Source organism: Oryzibacillus soli (assembly GCF_051594765.1).
Lineage (GTDB): Bacteria > Bacillota > Bacilli > Paenibacillales > NBRC-103111 > Paenibacillus_AR.
Genome location: NZ_JBPPGJ010000018.1, coordinates 21,221 through 37,135 on the forward strand (window position 1 = coordinate 21,221; position 15,915 = coordinate 37,135).

The following is a 15,915-nucleotide window of genomic DNA, read 5'->3' on the forward strand; positions in this document are numbered from 1 at the left end:
ATAAGATCGTCGTCAATTTATGAACAGGAGGAGACAACTTGTCCAAGAAGAATAACGACAAATTATTGGTCTTCGCTCTAGGCGGCGTGGGCGAGATCGGCAAAAACATGTATGTGGTTCAATATGCGAACGACATAATCGTAATTGATTCGGGTCTGAAGTTCCCCGAGGAGGATATGCTCGGCATCGACATTGTCATTCCCGATATCAGCTACTTGATCGATAATAAAGACAAGGTACGGGGCATTCTGCTGACGCACGGCCATGAGGATCATATCGGCGGCCTGCCCTACGTATTGAAGCAGCTGAATGTGCCGGTGTACGGAACGAAGCTGACCTTAGGCCTCGTGGAAGCGAAGCTGAAGGAAGCGGGGCTTCTCGGCGATACGAAGCGGATTCTCATCAACGCCGAATCGGAGCTGCAGCTGGGCGGCTTGAAGGCGACCTTCTTCCGGACGAACCACAGTATTCCGGATTCCGTGGGGATCTGCGTGGAAACCCCGGAAGGCAACGTGGTCCATACGGGAGACTTCAAGTTCGACCAGACTCCGGTGAACGAGCAGTACGCGGACTTGTTCCGGATGGCGGAGATCGGCAACCGCGGTGTGCTGATGCTTCTGTCGGACAGCACGAATGCGGAGCGTCCCGGATATACCGGATCGGAGCGCAGTGTCGGAGCGGAGCTGGAAGAGGTATTCCGCAAGGCACGGCAGCGGGTGGTGGTGGCGACTTTCGCCTCCAATGTCCACCGGATCCAGCAAGTATTCGATGCGGCTGAAGTGACGAAGCGGAAAGTTACGGTCATCGGACGCAGCATGGTGAACGTCGTCAGCATCGCATCCGAGCTCGGCTATCTCCGGATTCCGGACGGCATGCTGATCGAACCGGAAGAAGTGAATAAGATGGCTGCCGATCGTGTGGTTATTCTGTCGACAGGCAGCCAGGGTGAGCCGATGTCCGCGCTGACCCGTATGGCGCGTTCGACTCACCGGAAGGTGGATATTTTACCGGGAGATACCGTAGTCATTGCGGCAACCCCGATTCCGGGCAACGAGAAGTATGTGGGCCGTACGGTGGACGAGCTGTTCCGCCTTGGGGCGAACGTGATCTACGGACCGGGCTCCGTATCCGGGGTACACGTGTCGGGTCACGGCAGTCAGGAAGAGCTGAAGCTGATGCTGAACCTGATGAAGCCGAAGTATTTCATGCCGATTCACGGGGAATACCGCATGCTGCGTCAGCACGGTCAATTGGCCGAGATGGTGGGCGTGGACCGCGAGGACATCTTCATCTGCGATATCGGCGAGACCGTTGAAGTGCAGAACGGAGTGGCCCGCAAAGCCGGCAAGGTTTCCTGCGGCAACATCCTGATCGACGGCCTGGGCGTAGGCGATGTAGGCAACATCGTGCTGCGTGACCGGAAGCTGCTGTCCCAGGACGGCGTTCTGGTTGTGGTCGTTACTCTGAGCAAGCAGGACGGCAAGATTGTGTCCGGTCCGGACATCATCTCCCGCGGCTTCGTATATGTCCGGGAGTCCGAAGGGCTGCTGGAGGAGGCGAACAAGATCGTCTCCAACACCCTGACGAAGCTGATGAGCGAGAATGTGAACGAATGGGCATCGCTTAAGACCCATGTCAAAGACTCACTAGGACGATTCTTATACGAGCAAACAAGAAGAAGACCGATGATCCTTCCGATCATCATGGAAGTGTAAGAGACTTCCCTCGCACACCTAGTCGCTGAAAACATGCCCCGGGACTCGCACCCCCGGGGTTTTCTTATGCCCGGAAACGTCGGTCCCTGATCATGCATGAAAGGCTGGGTGCCAAACCATACTATGGTGGACCTTATCCTGTACATTCCCGAAGTCGGGAATCTACAGCACTGATCACGATTGACGGAGCGAGGCGAGCCTTGCTGCCGTCATAGGCTCTATAGAGGAGGCAAACCTAGGATGGCTAACAAATCGGAACAACCTATGACTCCGGGCAACGGTGAGGAGAAGCGCAACCCCATCGTGGAGAACATCACCCAGCTGGGCCAGACCCAACCTGCCGCGACGGGGGAGTCCAACATTTTCACCATGACCATTATCGGTCAGATTGAGGGGCACATCGTCCTTCCTCCCCAGAATAAAACGACCAAATACGAGCATTTGATCCCCCAGCTGGTGGCAGCGGAGCAGAATCCGAAGATCGAGGGCATTCTGATCATTCTGAACACAGTGGGCGGAGATGTGGAGGCCGGACTGGCAATCGCCGAGATGATCGCAACCCTCTCCAAACCTACGGTAACCCTGGTTTTGGGCGGCGGACACAGCATCGGGGTTCCGATTGCGGTATCCGCGGATTGTTCGATCATCGCAGAGACCGCCACCATGACGATCCACCCGATCCGCTTGAACGGCTTGGTGATCGGGGTACCCCAGACCTTCGAATATTTGGACAAAATGCAGGAGCGGGTCATCCGCTTCGTGACCCGTCACTCCAAGGTCTCCGAGGAGAAGTTCAAGGAGCTGATGTTTACTACCGGCGAGCTGACCCGGGATATCGGCACGACGGTGATCGGAGCCGATGCGGTGAAGCATGGGCTCATCGATAAGCTGGGCGGCATCGGGGAGGCCATCGCGGAATTGAACCGCCGGATGGACGAGCGCAAGAAGCAGCACAACGGAGGGATGGTCCAATGACCATTCATTCCATTATCCCGGAGGAGACCATTTTCGAGGGCTATGACACGTTCCAGCCCCAATACATGGAGCTCTCGTTGAACGGGATCAGCATGCAGGTGGAGATGGTGGAGGGAGGGCAAGCCCGGATTGTCCGACTCTTGAGCTGTGACGCCAACGATTATCTGAACCCTGCATACGCACCGGGGAATCTGCTGGAGTTCCAGCCGATCCTGAAGTAAGCCGGCGGGCATAGTGCCAGTCCGCCCCCAATATGGTATAATCTTCTCACGTTGGGGGTGCTGGAATGGCAAGGAAAAGGTCAAGCAAACACTCGAAGGCGGTCAAAGCGACGCTGCGCTTCGAGCTGTACGGCATCATCATTATTGCCTTCTCGGTGATTACGCTTTCCCGGGACGGCTCGGTTTCACGCGCATTTACTTACATGTTCCGGTTTCTGATCGGACAGATGGATTTTGTGGTGCCGATCGTCGCCATTTATGTCGGATTGTACGCCATGGTGAAGCGGGCATGGCCCACGGAGTGGACGGCCCGCCGGACAGGGCTTCTCCTGATCCTCCTAGGCTTCGTCTTGAAGAACCACATGACCATGTTCGAGATTCTGGATCCGAACGAGGATTTTCGCGTTCCGTCCTTTATTCTGAGCGAGACCTGGAAGAACATATCGGACGGCTTCAGTCTGACCGGAAGCACGGCAGGCATCCTCCAGAATGAGATCGGAGGGGGCATGGTGGGAGCGCTGCTCTATGCCATGCTGTATTTTTTGTTCGGGAATCTGGGCTCGAATCTCTTGGTCTGGACGTTGTTCGCCATCGGTTTCCTGCTGGTGACGGGCATCTCGGTCATCGATGTCATGGCCCGGATGCGGGGACAAGCCTCGGATGTGAAGGTGGGCTTGGGGCAGAGGCTGAAGGAGCTCTTCGGCGGCGGCAAGGCGGCGAAGCCGAACCGGGTCTCCAAGCGGCAGGTCTATGTGCCGCAAGACGACGAAGACGGAGAGGAGGAGCCGTACCTTCCGGTGCAGAACCGGGAGCGCCGGAAACCGGCCATCTTCCAGCTGTTACAGTCTCCGAAGAAGAAACCCGAACCGGCTTATAATGCCTTCGATCCGGAGGAGGACGAGGAGGATCTCCAGGTTCTGGTCACTCCTTCTTCTAGAAAAGGCAGGGCACCCTTTGACTCAGAGCTGGAAGAGGAGGGGCCCATTCGTCCGGCCATGGAGGAGGAATCCTCCATACCGGTGGTGCGGGATTTCCAAGACCACCTGGATCCGATCCCCGAGAGCTTCGGGGAGCTGGCGGAGGGTTTCTTGGACTCCGCGCCCTCTGCGGAGCCCTCTGTTCCGCTGCTTGCTGCCGCTCAACGCGAGACGGACGAGCCACTTGGCGAAGAGCTGGTCGCAGCGCCTCCCAAGCCGGTCAAGCCTTACGTCCTGCCGTCCTTGAATCTGCTGTCCCGCCCCGCGGCCAACGGCAAGGGCTCGGACTCCTCCGACTACAAGGCGAATGCCCGCAAGCTGGAGGCTACGCTGGAGAGCTTCGGCGTCCGGGCCAAGGTTCTGGAGGTCGTCCGGGGACCTGCGGTTACCAGGTATGAGATTCAGCCAGACGTCGGTGTGAAGGTCAGCCGGATCGTCAGTCTGACGGATGATATCGCCTTGGCCTTGGCGGCCAAGGACATCCGGATGGAAGCGCCGATCCCTGGCAAATCGGCCATCGGCATTGAAGTGCCGAACTCCGAAGTTTCGGTCGTAACGCTTCGTGAGGTCATGGAGAATCATGTCTTCCAGGAGTCGGCCTCCAAGCTGACTATTACCTTGGGCCGGGACATTGCGGGCCAGCCCATCGTGGCCAATCTGGCCAAGATGCCCCACCTGCTGGTGGCAGGGGCCACAGGCTCCGGCAAGTCCGTCTGTATCAACGGCATCATTACCAGCATTCTCTATAAGGCGAAGCCGGATGAGGTCAAGCTCTTGATGGTCGACCCCAAGATGGTGGAGCTGAACGTCTACAACGGCATCCCACATCTGCTGGCTCCCGTCGTTACCGATCCGAGGCGGGCATCCTTGGCCTTGAAGAAGATCGTCGTAGAGATGGAGAAACGGTACGAGCTGTTCTCCAAGAGCGGCACTCGGAATATCGAAGGCTATAATGCCATGCTGACGGATCCGAACAATCCGAATCCCCAGCCTCCGCTTCCCTATATCGTCGTCCTGGTGGACGAGCTGGCGGACCTGATGATGGTGGCGGCAGGCGACGTGGAGGATTCCATCTGCCGTCTGGCTCAGATGGCCCGTGCGGCAGGCATCCACTTGATCATCGCAACCCAGCGTCCTTCGGTTGACGTCATCACCGGCGTCATCAAGGCCAACATTCCTTCGCGGATCGCCTTCGGTGTGTCCTCCCAGGTGGATTCACGGACGATCCTGGATATGGTGGGAGCCGAGAAGCTGCTGGGCCGGGGCGATATGCTGTTCCTGCCGGTCGGCGCCTCGAAGCCGATCCGGGTCCAAGGCGCCTTCCTCTCCGACCAAGAGGTGGAGCATGTCGTCCAATACTGCCGCAATCAAGGCCAAGCGGAGTATAAGGAGGATATGGTCCCGGAGGTGGAGGAGCACGAGGAAGAGGACGAGAGCTTCGAGGACGAGCTGTATGACCAAGCGGTCCAGATCGTCGTGGAGGCGAAGCAGGCTTCCGTCTCCCTCCTGCAGCGAAGAATGAGGGTCGGCTATACGCGAGCCGCCCGCCTCATCGATGCCATGGAGGCCAAGGGTGTGGTTGGTCCCTATGAGGGCAGCAAGCCCCGGGAGGTTCTGGTCAGCCCCGAGCAATTCCATGCCATGAACCGGATCAGCTGATCCGGACGCCACGAGCACCCCTTCGACCGGGGTGCTTTTTATTTTGGTCGTATAGGCGGTTATGCATGGAACCCTTTGACTGCCAATCATGAAGCATAAAGCCCCCCATGCTTTCAAATAATACCCGTATACACGACCTACACCTAGGAGAAAGGTTGAGGCAATCCATGAACAAACGACTGATCGCGTTTACGGTCCTGTTCGTCGCCATTCTGTTTGCGGGCATGGAGTGGAAGAAGGCGGGGCATCCGGCGCCGGTGAAGGAGGTATTCAGCAAGCAGACCATCCGCTACGGCGCTGCGGGTGATGATGTGTATGAGCTGCAGGGCCGGTTGAAGTTCCTCGGCTATTACAACGGCAAGATAGATGGCTCGTTCGGGTATCAGACTTTGCGGGCCGTGAAGGATTTCCAGTATAAATTCGGCATGAAGGTGGACGGGGTCGCCGGTCCCAAGACGAAGCTGCGGCTCTGGGAAGCCACCAAGAGCTGGGCGCCTACGGAGCCCAACACTACCGCTGGAGGCAGCGGTGGAGGAAGCACTGGAGGGGGAGGCGGCAGCGTCACGGAAACCTCTACGGGAAGCGCCACTCCCTTGACGCCTTCCAACCGGAGAGGCATGTCGGACAATGACATCCGCATCATGGCCAACGCCGTATTCGGTGAATCCCGCGGTGAGCCCTATGAAGGGCAGGTGGCGGTGGCAGCGGTGATCCTGAATCGGGTTAATTCCCCGTCGTTCCCAAACACTGCGTCCGGTGTCATCTTCCAGCCCGGTGCCTTCACGGCGGTGGCGGACGGCCAGATCTGGCTGACCCCCAATGACCGGGCCAAAAAGGCGGTCAATGATGCCTTGAGCGGCTGGGACCCGACCGGAGGCTGCATCTACTACTTCAACCCGGAGACCGCCACCTCCAAGTGGATCTGGTCCAGGCCGCAGGTCAAAACCATAGGCAAGCATATCTTCTGCAAATGACGCCTTGTGCCTGACGGAAGAAGCATCCTTGAGCAGTGCTCCGGTTGCTTCTTCTCTTTGTGTAGGAATATAATGGAATCATTCGAAAGAGGAAGGAGCATGATGCCGTTGCATAACCCCGTCTTTCAACGTGAGCGCTTGAACCGGATCCGGCTGCATGTACTGCCCACCGACCGCTTCAAGACCTACGCCATCTCCGCTTATATCGGTACGCCGTTGACCGAGGACAGCGTAACCCCTACCGCCTTGATCCCGTTCGTATTACGCCGGGGCACGGCCAAGCTGCCCGAGACCAAAGCCTTCCGCGAGCAGCTGGATGACCTGTACGGGGCCGGCTTCGGATTCGATATTTACAAGAGGGGCGATCACCAGATCGTTCAATTCCGGATGGATATCATTGATGACCGCTACGTAAGCGGCGCTTCGGGCCTGCTGAAGGAAGGTCTTCAATTCCTGGGCGATGCCTTAACCGCCCCCCTGCTGGAGAACGGCGCCTTCTCCCCCAAATACGTGGAGGCGGAGAAGCGGACCCTCCGCAAGCGTCTCGAAGCCATCATCAATGACAAGATCCGTTATGCGGCCGAGCGCTGCATCGAAGAAATGTGCAAGAACGAGCCATTCCGCCTTCATCCGTTGGGCAAGCGGGACGAGATTGACGCGATAACTCCGCAGAGCTTGTATTCCCGTTACACAGAGTGGCTGGCATCCAGCCCCATTGACATCTATGTGGTGGGGCGCACCACGTTGGAGGAGGTCAAGCAGCTGGTGCAGGGCGCATTCCGCTTGGGCGGCTCCGAGGCCGGAGGGTATGCCATGCAGAACGTCAGCCGCCACGTCGAGCAGGTACAGACCGTGGTGGAGGAGCTGGAGGTGAACCAGGGGAAGCTGAACATGGGTCTCCGGACCAATACGACCTACTCGGACCCCGATTATGCCGCGGCGCTGGTCTACAACGGCATCCTGGGGGGCTATCCCCACTCCAAGCTGTTTACCAATGTGCGTGAAAAAGCGAGCCTGGCCTATTATGCCTCCTCCAGATTGGATGGACATAAGGGGATCATGACGATTCAATCCGGCATCGAGATCGCCAATTACGAGAAGGCCGTTGCCATCATCCGGGAGCAGCTCGATGCCATGAAAATGGGGTCGATCAGCGAGGTGGAATACAGCCAGACCCTGGCGATGATCCGCAACCAGCTGAAGGAAATCGAAGATTCGGCCTTTGAGATGGTCGGATTCGACTTCAATAGTATCCTTACCGGCCATGAGAGGACCGTCTCCGGCTTGATCGACGAGGTGGAGCGGGTCACCGTGGACGACATCAAGCGGATCGCCGACAAGGTTCAATTGGATACCGTGTATTTCTTAACCGGCCGGAAAGGGGGCACAACCGATGGAAGCGAAAAAGGTTGAGCATCTGAACGAAACGCTGTATACGGAGACGCTGCCTAACGGCTTGAAGGTCTTCATTCTTCCGAAGCCCGGCTTCCAGAAGACCTATGCGACCTTCTCCACCCGGTACGGCTCGGTCGACAACCACTTTCAGGTCCCCGGCAAGGAGCCTGTGAAGGTGCCCGACGGCATCGCCCATTTCCTCGAGCACAAGATGTTCGAGGAACCGGAAGGGGACGTGTTCGCCCGGTTCGCCTCGAAGGGGGCTTCCGCCAATGCCTTTACGAGCTTCGATCGGACCGTGTACCTGTTCTCGGCAACGGAGTATCTGACAGATAATTTAACGACATTAATTAATTTTGTCCAAAATCCATACTTCACCGATGAGAACGTGGAGAAGGAAAAGGGGATCATCGGACAGGAAATCAAGATGTACCGGGACAATCCGGACTGGCGGGTATACTTCGGATTGATCGAAGCCCTTTACCAGGTTCATCCCGTCCATATCGATATTGCCGGAACGGTGGATTCCATCGCAGAGATCACCAAGGAAACCTTGTACGAATGCTACCATACCTTCTACCATCCGGAGAATATGATGATCTTCGTGGTGGGAGGCGTCGATCCGGAGCAGGTTATGGAGCTGATCCGCAGCAACCAAGCGGCCAAATCCTTTGCCCCTCAAGGGGAAATCAAGCGGTTCTTCGAGGCCGAGCCGGCGGAGGTCCGTCAGAAGCACCGGGTTGCGGAGCTGCCCGTATCCTTGCCTAAGGTGATGATCGGCTTCAAGGAAGCTCCATCGGGCAAGAAGGGCCAGGAGCAGCTGAAGCTGGAGTTGGCTACCAAGGTGATGCTGGACTGCCTGTTCAGTCCCAGCTCGGCCTTGTACCAGGAGCTGTACGACGACAATCTGATCTCGGACAGCTTCGGCTCCGAATTCAACCTTGCTTCGGATTACTCCTTCTCCGTCGTGGGCGGGGACACCCGTGATCCCGATGAACTGATCGCCAGAATCAAGAGTGCACTGGAGAACATGAAGCAATCCGGCATACCGGCCGAAACCTTCGAGCGCAGCCGCCGGAAGAAGCTCGGAGGCTTCCTACGTCTCATGAATTCACCGGAATCACTCGCCAATGAATTTACGAAGTATGCGTTCCGGGACACCGACCTGTTCGAGAGCTCCCAGGTCTACGAGAGCTTGACGCTGAACGATGTGAACGCCAGACTGAAGGAACATTTCGACTGGGAGCGGATGTCCGTTTCCATAGTGAGGAGCGGTGGCCAGGCTTGACGGTTCCATTTCCCCAACAAACGGTACTGATCACGGGGGCCAGCCGCGGGATCGGTGCCGCCATTGCCGAGCGGTTCGCCAGCGTCGGCATGAATATCGTGATCCATTATCAGAACTCCCATGAATCCGCTAACGAGGTGGCGCGCCGGTGTCTTGCCAAGGGAGCCCAAGCCATGACTATCGCGGCCGACCTAAGGGACCGGGACCAGCTGGAGCGGACGCGGGAGAAGCTGGCTTCCAGGGGACTGCTTCCGCATATCCTGGTCAACAATGCAGGCATCTCCCATTATGGCTTGCTTACGGATACATCCGAGGAGGAATGGGACTTGGTCATGGATGTGAACCTGAAGGGAACCTTCCTGTGTACCAAGACCTTCTTGCCCGAGATGATCCGATCCCAATACGGCAGGATTATTAACGTATCCTCCATCTGGGGCATGTCCGGGGCATCATGCGAGGTGGCGTACTCCGCGTCCAAAGGCGGCATCAACGCCTTCACCAAGGCGTTGGCCAAGGAGCTGGCCCCTTCCGGCATCACCGTCAATGCCGTCGCCCCCGGCGCAGTGGACACGGATATGATGTCCGGCTTCGACGGGGAGGAGCTGGCGGCCATCAAGAACGACATACCGGCCGGGCGATTGGGCCAGCCGGACGAGATTGCCTCGCTGATTTACTTCCTGGCTCTGCCTGAATCCGGTTATATCAACGGTCAGGTGATCAGTCCCAACGGAGGCTGGCTGACCTAAAGGATTTTTCCTGATCCCCCTATAGGGTATAGCCCTGGTCTGGGAAGCAAATAATACGGATGTTCCAATCCTATTTCTTAAAGGAGGCCGCATCATGGCAAACACCGTACTCACTTCCTTTGACACATGGAAGAACTTCCTGCATGACCGGGTTCAAGCAGCGGAAAACATCGGCCTGTCCGACGATCAAATCAACAAGCTTGCCTACAAAATCGGCGATTTCCTCTCCAACAAGATCGATCCGGAAAACCCGCAAGAGCGGGTGCTGAAGGATCTGTGGGATGTAGCCGACCAGAACGATCAGAAAACCATTGCGAAGCTGATGGTCAAAATGGTCAGCGACGGCCAGAAATAAACGGAAAAAGCCTCCGATTCCAGGGGGCTTTTCTGTTGTTCGCATGGTATACTACAGAGATGAAGATCACGCGACAAAGGGGCCCGTACATAAGATGAACCGGAATCGAACCATCCGTCCACCCATACGTTACATCTGGGCCGCCGCTGCCGGAGCGATGCTGCTCGTTGCGGGCTGCGGACGGACCCTCCCTGCTATAGATGCCCAAACCTTATCCTCGAAGAAATCCCTCCTGGTCGTGACGGCGCCGAGCTTGTCGGAGGAGGAAGAGAAGTCCATCCGCTCGGCTGCTGTAACCTTGGCCAAGGAGCAGAAGCTTGCCTTGGAGTTCGTGCCGGATGCCCAAGGCGACTCGGAGGACCTGGCGGCCCGGTTTCGGAACCCGTCCATAGACAGCATTATTGCCGTCGGCAACGAGTTGGTCCAACCCGCAGCGGAGCTGGCGAAGGACCAGACCGGGAAGAGAGTGGTTCTGCTGGGGAACGGCCGGTCCAAGCCGGAGATAAGCGGTCCGCTGCCTGCCCACGTACTGAAGCGCAATCTGGATGAAAGCAAAAAAACGACCGCATGGAACGATTGGGTTCAGCTGCAGCGTGCCAACGGCATGAACGTGCTGTGGGTGACAAGAACCTCTTCGCCGGTGCCCGTAGTGTGGGCTCCTTCAGAAGAAACGGACCGCATTGTGCAAAGGGACATCTACCCCGGGGACACCTGGTTCCCGCAGCTGACCTATCAGGCGCAGGCGCTTCCAGCCCAATGGCTGGCGCTGTACGTTCCATTGGAAGAGGCAGAGCTGGCGAAGGTGAAGACGCTTCGAATTCCCATCATGGACTTGTCGGCCGGTACGGTCTACACGTACCATTGGGATGTGATCGTGCGGAATGCAATGGCCGCGGCCCTGGATCAGAGCTGGTCCGGCGGAGAACTGCCCTATTCGGACCAAGAATTGGCTGTAACCAGGAAATAATCCCTAGGTAATGAAGGAATATAGCGAAACTTGTAGAATGTCTAACTAGTACGTTACGTATAGGGGATGGAGGATCAACATGGCCAGGAACCAATGGTATATGGAATACAAGATACATAAGAACCGTCCGGGCTTGCTGGGTGACATCGCTTCCCTGATGGGGATGCTGGAGATCAACATCATGACCATCAACGGGGTGGAGGACCGCACCCGGGGGATGCTGCTTCAGACCGACGACGATGAAAAAATAGAAATTATGGGTAAAATGCTGAAAAAGGTGGATAATATAACCGTAACGGCTTTGCGGGCTCCCAAGCTGGTTGACATCCTTGCCGTCCGTCATGGCCGGTACATCGAGCGAGACTCCGATGACCGCAAAACCTTCCGGTTCACCCGGGACGAGTTGGGTCTGCTTGTAGATTTCCTCGGCGAAATATTCAAGAAGGAAGGCAACCAAGTGGTGGGACTCCGCGGGATGCCGCGCGTGGGCAAGACCGAATCGATAATAGCAGGCAGCGTCTGTGCCAACAAACGCTGGACCTTCGTGTCCTCCACCTTGCTCCGGCAGACCGTAAGAAGCCAGCTGTCCGAGGATGAGATGAACCCGAACAACCTGTTCATCATCGACGGCATCGTCTCCACGATCCGGTCCAACGAAAAGCACCACAGCCTGCTCCAAGAAATTATGAACGCCCCCTCCACCAAGGTCATCGAGCATCCGGATATCTTCGTGAGGGAATCGGAATACGATTACAGCACATTCGATTACATCATCGAGCTCCGCAATAGCCCGGATGAGGAGATTGTGCTCGACATCCCGTCTTCCTATGAAGGGTATTAATGGCCGTTCCGGTTCCATGAAATGTCGGAGGTGACACGCTTTGTCCGATTTGGGCCAACTATTGAAGAAGGCGAGACTCGATAGAGGAATCAGCCTGGAGGATTTGCAGGAGACAACCAAGATCCGGAAGAAGTACCTGGAGTGCATCGAGACGGGAAACTACAATGCGCTGCCCGGGAACTTCTATGTCCGCGCATTCATCAAGAGCTATGCGGAGGCAGTGGGGCTTGACCCGAACGAGGTGCTGCAGCTGTACCGCAACGATATCCCGGACGTCACTCCGGAGCCGGTGACCGAGACGATTGCGCCCAAGCGGACCGTAAGCAAACGCTCGGACAAGTGGAGCCGATTCGCCACGGGAGTTATGCTGGTTTCCTTCTTCCTCCTGATCGTGGGCTTGATCTATTATTTTGCCTACAAAAATTACAACGGAGAAGGCAAGACCGTTCAAGAGGATCAAACCGCTCCGATCACCAAACGGGTGGCTTCCGATACGCCGGCGCCCCCGGCTCCGCTGGAAACCAAGCAGGCCGTTAAGGCCGCCGCGGAAACGCCCAAGCCGGTCGTCCCCGAGCTGAAGTTCCTGAAGAACGAGAAAGGGATTGACTACTACGAGATCACCCAAGCGGAGAAGCTCACCGTGGCGATGCGCTTGACTGGAGCGGACTGCTGGTTCCAGATTGATAAGGTGACGCCCAAGGGAGAGCTGTTCACGCACGAGATGATCGAGCAGGGCTCTCTGGCCAAGCTAGGATCCCCCAAGACCTGGGAATCGGATAAACCGGTTTATCTCAACATTGGCCTTCCGACCGCCGTTGAGCTTACGGTGAATGGAGTGGCCATTCCGCTGGGTGAACTGTCCAATCCGAAGCGGGTTCAGATCCAGGCTGCTGGGAAATTGCAATAACTTCAGCGTTAAAGTGAATACATAGCCTCTTTTCCGGAGAAGATAAAGTCATCATGACATATACCGGAAGAGAGGTACGCCTGTATGACGATCAGTTGGATTGTAACGGGCCTTGGCATCGTTGTCAGCCTGTTGGGCTGGTACTTGACACCCGACGCCTGGGGCTACGGCATATTCGGATTCGGCTTGGCCCATATCGTACTGGGAATACTCGATATGTTCCGTGAGCCCGTCCGTAACCGTTAGACTAGAAGAGAGATGAGGCACTCCGCGAACCGGGGTGCCTTTTCTTTGCATGCGAATCTTGATATACTGTGAGAAGGAAATTTGTGTAAAGGACGTGCAGAATCATGGCTGCGGACAACTCATTCGACATCGTATCCAAAGTAGACATGCAGGAAGTGAACAACGCCATCAACCAGGCGCAGAAGGAGATCGACACCCGGTTCGACTTCAAGAACAGCAAATCCAGCATCGAGCTGGACAAGGAAGACATTACCCTGTCCTCCGACGATGAATTCAAGCTTCAGAACGTGATGGATATCCTCCAGTCGAAGCTGACCAAGCGGGGCATCTCCATCAAGAACCTGGAATATGGCAAGGTAGAGCCGGCATCGGGTGCCACCGTACGCCAGAAGATCAAGCTGAAGCAGGGGATCGGTCAGGATATGGCCAAGAAGATCAATACCCTGATCAAGGACTCCAAGCTGAAGGTCCAGAGCCAGATTCAAGGCGATCAGCTGCGTGTAACCGGCAAGAGCCGGGACGATCTCCAGAAGATCATCCAGCTCCTAAAGGGCGCCGATCTGCCCATCGAGCTCCAATTCATCAACTTCCGATAACGGGGAGAAATCCCCACCAACCGGGCCCTTTGTGCGCTTCCTCCGGCAAGCCGCAAGGGGTTTTTATCGTTTTGACACTCCACATGCCGTTGTATTATACTCTTTAAATGATAGGTTATGATAATTGGGGGATTGCAGGAAATGTCGGAGAAAATCAAGGTAGTAACCCTAGGCTGCGATAAAAATCTGGTGGACTCGGAGATCATGTCAGGTCTGATTCACGAACGCGGGTACTCCCTTGTGGACGATAAGGAAGAAGCGACGGTCATCATCGTCAACACTTGCGGATTCATCGACGCCGCCAAGGAGGAATCCGTCAATACGATTCTGGATCTGGCGGAGCTGAAGGAGACGGGAAGCCTGAAGGCGCTGATTGTATCAGGCTGCCTGACTCAGCGGTACAAGGACGAGCTTCTGAAGGAAATGCCGGAGATTGACGGTATCGTCGGCACAGGCGATTTTGACAAGATCAACGATATTATCGATGAAGCCTTGGCCGGCAAAACCCCGATCTATGTCGGGAATCCGGTCTTTAACTATGATAAGGCGCTTCCGCGGAGGGTGGCCACTCCCCGTTATACGGCATACGTGAAAATTGCCGAAGGCTGTGACAACGCCTGCACCTTCTGCAGCATCCCGATTATGAGAGGCGCCTTCCGCAGCCGGACCATGGAATCCATCCTGGCCGAAGCGGAGCAGCTGGCCTCCCAAGGGGTCCGGGAGATCAGTCTGATCGCCCAGGACTCCACCAACTATGGTACGGATCTGTATGACGGTCAATTTAAGCTCCCGGAGCTCATGGACCGTCTGACGCGGGTGCCGGGCGTCGAGTGGGTGCGGCTGCATTATGCGTATCCGGGCTTCTTCAGCGACGAGCTCATCGACGTCATCGCGGACAACCCGAAGATCTGCAAGTACGTGGACATGCCGCTCCAACACAGTGAGGACTCCATCCTGAAGCGGATGAGACGACCCGGACGCCAGCGTGACATTCGCGAGCTGGTTGCCAAGATCCGGGAGCGGATTCCGGGCGTTGCGCTCCGCACCTCCCTGATCGTCGGATTCCCGGGTGAGACCGAGCAGGATTTCGAGAACCTGAAGCGGTTCGTCGAGGACATCCAATTCGACAAGCTGGGCGTCTTCACCTATTCCCAGGAGCAGGATACGCCCGCTTCCAGGCTGCCGGACCAAGTCCCGGATGAAGTGAAGGAAGCGCGGGCCAACGAGCTGATGGAGCTGCAGCGCGAGATCTCCAACAAGCGCAACTGGAGCCGCGTCGGCGAAGAAATCGAAGTGCTGCTGGAGCGTTACGACGGACGCAATGACGTGTATATTGGACGTTCCCAATACGATGCGCCGGAGATTGACGGAGAAGTATTCGTTTCCGGAGCCAAGGCGGGAATCGGCGATATCGTGAAGGTTCGGATCACCCATTCCTTCGAATTTGATCTTGCCGGGGAGGCGATCGCATGAATTTGGCCAACCGCATTACTCTGGCAAGGATCTTCCTTGTGCCGCTGATCATGTTCTTTCTATTGGTGAAAATGCCGCTGCCGGATCTTAAGATCGATAACTTCATCATCTCTTACAACCAGGTCATCGCAGCGCTTATCTTCATCATTGCCGCCAGTACGGACAGCTTGGACGGGTATATTGCGCGAAGCCGCAAGATGGTCACCAACCTGGGCAAGCTCTTGGATCCTCTGGCCGACAAGCTGCTGGTTACCGCCGTATTGGTATCCTTGGTTGAGATGGACAAGGTCGGCGCATTTATCGTCATCGTGATCATCAGCAGAGAGTTTGCGGTGACCGGCTTAAGGCAGATTGCCTTGCTGGAGGGCAAAGTTATGGCAGCCAGCAAATGGGGAAAGTGGAAGACCGCAACCCAGATTACGGCGATCATCGCGCTTCTCTTGAACAATTTCCCGTTCCACTTCGTCAATTTCCAGTTCGATTACTGGGCGAGCTGGGTGGCAGCCGTCATCACCATCTACTCCGGGGTCGATTACTTCGTGAAGAATAAGAATCTCATTAATTACAGCAAGTAATCCCC

At 56.4% G+C, this 15,915-nt stretch carries 16 protein-coding genes; all 16 read left to right on the plus strand.

Features of this window, described 5'->3' with window-relative positions:
* The first annotated feature begins 38 nt into the window (after window positions 1-38).
* Window positions 39-1,715, plus strand: a complete 1,677-nt coding sequence (locus tag ACSEXW_RS21720) for a ribonuclease J (protein ID WP_438448278.1) — start codon at window positions 39-41, stop codon at window positions 1,713-1,715.
* Window positions 1,716-1,955: 240 nt separating this feature from the next.
* Complete coding sequence (locus ACSEXW_RS21725) at window positions 1,956-2,690, plus strand: ClpP family protease (RefSeq protein WP_438448279.1); 735 nt, start codon at window positions 1,956-1,958, stop codon at window positions 2,688-2,690.
* Window positions 2,687-2,911, plus strand: a complete 225-nt coding sequence (locus ACSEXW_RS21730) for a YlzJ-like family protein (RefSeq protein WP_438448280.1) — start codon at window positions 2,687-2,689, stop codon at window positions 2,909-2,911. Before ACSEXW_RS21725 ends, ACSEXW_RS21730 begins: the two co-directional genes overlap by 4 nt.
* A gap of 65 nt (window positions 2,912-2,976) precedes the next feature.
* Complete coding sequence (locus tag ACSEXW_RS21735; protein ID WP_438448281.1) at window positions 2,977-5,547, plus strand: DNA translocase FtsK 4TM domain-containing protein; 2,571 nt, start codon at window positions 2,977-2,979, stop codon at window positions 5,545-5,547.
* A 167-nt stretch (window positions 5,548-5,714) separates the two neighbouring features.
* On the plus strand, window positions 5,715-6,521 hold the full coding sequence (gene sleB / locus ACSEXW_RS21740) for a spore cortex-lytic enzyme (protein WP_438448282.1): 807 nt from the start codon (window positions 5,715-5,717) through the stop codon (window positions 6,519-6,521).
* 99 nt (window positions 6,522-6,620) lie between these two features.
* The gene (gene yfmF / locus ACSEXW_RS21745; RefSeq protein WP_438448283.1) at window positions 6,621-7,934 is read left to right on the plus strand and encodes an EF-P 5-aminopentanol modification-associated protein YfmF; all 1,314 of its coding nucleotides are present in this window, start codon (window positions 6,621-6,623) and stop codon (window positions 7,932-7,934) included.
* Window positions 7,915-9,204, plus strand: a complete 1,290-nt coding sequence (yfmH, locus tag ACSEXW_RS21750) for an EF-P 5-aminopentanol modification-associated protein YfmH (protein ID WP_438448284.1) — start codon at window positions 7,915-7,917, stop codon at window positions 9,202-9,204. The genes yfmF and yfmH overlap by 20 nt, the downstream gene beginning before the upstream one ends.
* Complete coding sequence (gene ymfI, locus ACSEXW_RS21755) at window positions 9,201-9,950, plus strand: elongation factor P 5-aminopentanone reductase (RefSeq protein WP_438448285.1); 750 nt, start codon at window positions 9,201-9,203, stop codon at window positions 9,948-9,950. The genes yfmH and ymfI overlap by 4 nt, the downstream gene beginning before the upstream one ends.
* Before the next feature lie 94 nt (window positions 9,951-10,044).
* Window positions 10,045-10,305 (plus strand): DUF3243 domain-containing protein, encoded by a 261-nt coding sequence (locus ACSEXW_RS21760; RefSeq protein WP_438448286.1) that lies wholly within the window; start codon window positions 10,045-10,047, stop codon window positions 10,303-10,305.
* A gap of 94 nt (window positions 10,306-10,399) precedes the next feature.
* A complete protein-coding gene (locus ACSEXW_RS21765; RefSeq protein WP_438448287.1) occupies window positions 10,400-11,272 on the plus strand; it encodes a hypothetical protein in 873 nt (290 codons plus the stop codon).
* Between the two features lie 79 nt (window positions 11,273-11,351).
* Window positions 11,352-12,113, plus strand: a complete 762-nt coding sequence (locus ACSEXW_RS21770; RefSeq protein ID WP_438448288.1) for a DUF3388 domain-containing protein — start codon at window positions 11,352-11,354, stop codon at window positions 12,111-12,113.
* Window positions 12,114-12,153: 40 nt separating this feature from the next.
* Entirely contained in the window at window positions 12,154-13,020 is an 867-nt protein-coding gene (locus ACSEXW_RS21775; protein WP_438448289.1) for a helix-turn-helix domain-containing protein, read from the plus strand.
* Between the two features lie 84 nt (window positions 13,021-13,104).
* Complete coding sequence (locus ACSEXW_RS21780; protein WP_438448290.1) at window positions 13,105-13,266, plus strand: hypothetical protein; 162 nt, start codon at window positions 13,105-13,107, stop codon at window positions 13,264-13,266.
* 104 nt (window positions 13,267-13,370) lie between these two features.
* A complete protein-coding gene (locus tag ACSEXW_RS21785) occupies window positions 13,371-13,862 on the plus strand; it encodes a YajQ family cyclic di-GMP-binding protein (protein WP_438448291.1) in 492 nt (163 codons plus the stop codon).
* A gap of 141 nt (window positions 13,863-14,003) precedes the next feature.
* Window positions 14,004-15,335, plus strand: a complete 1,332-nt coding sequence (gene rimO, locus ACSEXW_RS21790) for a 30S ribosomal protein S12 methylthiotransferase RimO (RefSeq protein ID WP_438448292.1) — start codon at window positions 14,004-14,006, stop codon at window positions 15,333-15,335.
* Entirely contained in the window at window positions 15,332-15,910 is a 579-nt protein-coding gene (pgsA, locus tag ACSEXW_RS21795) for a CDP-diacylglycerol--glycerol-3-phosphate 3-phosphatidyltransferase (RefSeq protein WP_438448293.1), read from the plus strand. The genes rimO and pgsA overlap by 4 nt, the downstream gene beginning before the upstream one ends.
* Window positions 15,911-15,915 lie beyond the last annotated feature (5 nt).